The 2,694-nt window shown below is 62.0% G+C and carries 3 protein-coding genes; 1 reads left to right on the top strand and 2 read right to left on the bottom strand.

Translation table 11 applies throughout. From position 1 onward, the window contains the following. The coding region (locus AB5Y85_RS08165) for a DUF2913 family protein (protein WP_368221319.1) at positions 1-524 on the top strand (524 nt) is incomplete at its 5' end. Between the two features lie 94 nt (positions 525-618). Here the strand turns inward: AB5Y85_RS08165 and AB5Y85_RS08160 are convergent. Then, complete coding sequence (locus AB5Y85_RS08160; protein WP_005350974.1) at positions 619-858, bottom strand: FeoC-like transcriptional regulator; 240 nt, start codon at positions 856-858, stop codon at positions 619-621. Beyond that, a partial coding sequence (feoB, locus tag AB5Y85_RS08155; RefSeq protein WP_368221318.1) for a ferrous iron transport protein B occupies positions 855-2,694 on the bottom strand: 1,840 nt, incomplete at its 5' end. The genes AB5Y85_RS08160 and feoB, both read right to left, overlap by 4 nt.

Raw genomic sequence — 2,694 nt, 5'->3', positions numbered from 1 at the left:
CCTGGATGGCCGACTCCCTCAAGGAGAAGCGCTTCTCCCGTCTGGTGATGGAAGATTTGAAAGCTTGGGTGCAGCTTGGCCGCACTCTGGGTGCGGGCGCCGATCTCAAGGGATTGCTGGAGCGCATCGCCTTCCAGTACCAGTGCGCCATGACCAATCCGCAGCAATTGGGAGCCAAGCTGGCGGCCCTGCTGGAGGAGCTCTCAGCGGCAGGCTGGCTGGTGCTGACCGAGAGCGAGGTGAACGCCAAGCTGCGCCTGCAATCGGGCGGGCAGGCGAGCCTGGTGGTAAGCCACAGCGAATATGCAGGCCATATCGAGGACGGTGAGCTTGTCAAACCCCTCACCCTCTATGTGCGCGGTGACGAGAAGGTGCTGGCCGAGGCGGCCTTCAAGCACGGTCTGCTGCTGAGCCAGGGCAATAAGAAGACCACCCTGGTCAAACACCACAAAGCCTACCGGCTGATGCCGGACAACGCCCAACCGGCACTGGCACTGCTGAGCGAGGCTCGCCAGATCGCCTGATCCCGCCTGTTTTCAGCAATAAAAACGGCAGACCCTTGCGCAGGGTCTGCCGTTTTTTATTGTTCGATCTTTGGTGATGAGGTTGGGTAGTCGTTTAGCGGATCTTGATGCCAATCTGGCCCGCGTCACACCACTCGAACATCACCTCCTCGCTCTTGCCGCAGCAACTGCCACCACAGACACGGCTTTCACGCTTGATGACCCGCCCCTTGCGCATCCAGACGCCGAGCATGGCCTCCACCGCATCTTCCGAGGTGTGGAAGTGGCGAGCCAGATCACGCCGGCTCACCTTCTGCTGCGCGGCGAGGTAATCCCCCAGCTCGCGCAGGATCATAAGGTCACCACCTTGCGGGCGACGATGTCACCGTGACGGCGACCGGCCCACCAGAGCAGTCCCAGAGAGAGGCCGTAGCTGACGATCCAGAACAGGCTCTGCTCCGGATGAGCGGCAAAGGTCGCGACCTGATAGAAGAGGGTCGCGCACATAAAGGCCATGTAGTTGCACCATACCGCCGTCATCAGCGCCCACTGACGACCGGTTTCCCGCACCAGCGCGCCCATGGCGGCGGCGCAAGGCATGTAGAGCAGCACGAACAAGAGGTAGGCAAAGGCACCGGCCGCCCCGTCGAAGTGGGTCTGCATGTTGCCGTAGGTGGAGACATCCACCTCCTGAGCCTCGGCGGCAGCTTTCTGGTCGTCGAGGTTGCCAACATCAAGCCCCATGGGGTCGCTCGGGTTGATCTCCGCCAGATTGGCCGCCACGGCATCGATCGCCTCGTGGAAACTGGCCACCAGCGAGAACTCGCTCTCCTCCTCTGCATCGCCACCACCGGCGTAGAGGCTGTTGAGGGTACCGACCACCGCCTCTTTGGCGAAGATACCGGTGACGATACCGACTGTGGCCTGCCAGTTGTCATCGCGTACACCGATGGGGTGCAGCACCGGGGTCACTGCCTGGCTGATTTTGCTCAGGACCGAGCTCTCCTGCTCCTGATGGCCAAAGCTGCCATCGGTCCCCAGCGAGTTGAGCACGCTCAGCACGGCGACCACCAGCACGATGGTTTTACCTGCGCCAAAGACGAAGGATTTAAGCTTCTGCCAGGTCTTGATGGCAACGTTGACCGGACGCGGCCACTCGTAATCCGGCATCTCCATCAGCATGGAGTCGCTCTTGCCCGGCAGCAGGGTGCTGCGCAGCAACAGGCCGGTGAGCACCGCCACCAGAATGCCGATGAGGTAGAGACCGAACACCAGGTTCTGACCTGACTCGGGGAAGAAAGCCACCGCAAACAGGGCGTAAACCGGCAGACGGGCACCACACGACATAAAGGGGGCCATGGCGGAGGTCATCAGCCGCTCCCGCTCGGAGTTGAGGGTACGGGTCGCCATCACTGAGGGGACGGTACAGCCAAAGCCCATCAGCATCGGCACGAACGCCTTGCCCGGCAGGCCGAGGCGGCGCATCAGGGCATCCACCACGAAGGCGGCGCGGGCCAGATAGCCTGAACTCTCCAGCACCGCGAGGAAGAGATAGAGGCAGCCAATCACCGGAATAAAGGTGGTGACGGTCTGCAAGCCGACCCCGAAGCCATCAGCCAGAATGGCGCCCAGCCACTCGGGGGCATTGACCAGTCCCAGCAGGTGGTGCACCCCATCGACAAACAGGGCGCCGCCCATGATGTCAAAGAAGTCGATAAAGGCGCTGCCAACGTTGATGGCAAACAGGAACATCAGGTACATGACAAACAGGAAGAAGGGGATGCCAATCCAGCGATTGAGCAGCACCCGATCCAGCCACTCGCTCTGGGCCTCGGTGAGCTTGCCCTTCTGCTGACGAGCCTGTTGTACCCACTGGTGGATATGGCCGTAGCGAATATCCGCCAGCTGCAGGTCGATATCCTGTCCCTGATGGGCGCGAGCCACTACATTGGCGGCGGCTGCCTGCTGACCGGGCAGCAGGGTCTCCTGCATCACCGCATCCTCTTCCAGCAGGCGCAGGGCGCGGCCACGGGTAGTGAGGTGATGCGGGGCGAGCAGGGTCTCCAACTCCGCCAGATCGGTTTCAAGCGCGTGGCCGTAATCGAGCTGCAAGGCGGCTTGCGGCTGACCGATAAACTGCCGGATCTGCTGCTTGAAGGCGGCAACCTGCTTGCTGTTGTGGGCAGAGAGG

Origin of the sequence: Aeromonas sp. R3-1 (assembly GCF_040908345.1) — a bacterium.
GTDB classification, from domain to species: Bacteria; Pseudomonadota; Gammaproteobacteria; order Enterobacterales; family Aeromonadaceae; genus Aeromonas; species Aeromonas veronii.
Note: the sequence above shows the minus strand (reverse complement) of the source record. Positions and strands in the feature narration are given on the sequence as shown.

Bases quoted from the DNA above. Each gene is read 5' to 3' on its own strand.
- AB5Y85_RS08160 (WP_005350974.1), bottom strand. From the start codon at position 858: ATGATCCTGCGCGAGCTGGGGGATTACCTCGCCGCGCAGCAGAAGGTG.